The following is a 589-nucleotide window of genomic DNA, read 5'->3' as shown; positions in this document are numbered from 1 at the left end:
AAGTTCATCAAATCAAGTCGCCCAACCTATAAGAAGCGAATCAAGAAAGCTCAACAAGGAATGAAGTTCGTAAGTTATAATCCAGTAAGTAATCCTACAATAGATTACAAGGACATTACTAATCCAACTAATCCATTTAGTGAGTATAATTATAATACAGTTTATAATACACCTGAAGCATTAGTAGTACCAGTAAGAGATACTGATGAAACTGATGTAGTAGCTAATAATCCTACAGTAGAGCCAGTAATTAATAAGCCAGTAGCTAGTAAACCTGTTACCGATAAACCTGTTACTGATAAACCTGTTACTGATAAACCTGTTACTAAAACTGCCAACTCAACTTGGAAGAGTCCATATACTAACAGAAGACAATGGTCTACAGAACTTATTAATGCCTATAAGAAGGCAGGTATTACTAATGATAATGCAATTAGAATGCTATTAGCACAAGACGCATTAGAATCTAGTTGGGGTAAGTCTGCACAAGGTAAGTACAACTTTGGCAATTTAACTACTGGTAGTTCATGGAAAGGTGATTATGTAACTGGTAATGATAAAAATGCTAAAGGTGAAGCTATTAAGCAGA

Annotated in this window: 1 pseudogene; it reads left to right on the top strand. The window is 34.5% G+C overall.

The window, feature by feature from the left end:
- Positions 1-60: 60 nt before the first annotated feature.
- Positions 61-589 (top strand): annotated as a pseudogene (locus tag DXA05_RS26705) (hypothetical protein); the annotation flags it as partial.

This window comes from Bacteroides sp. AM54-2NS (assembly GCF_003602935.1).
Lineage (GTDB): Bacteria > Bacteroidota > Bacteroidia > Bacteroidales > Bacteroidaceae > Bacteroides > Bacteroides xylanisolvens.
Note: the sequence above shows the minus strand (reverse complement) of the source record. Positions and strands in the feature narration are given on the sequence as shown.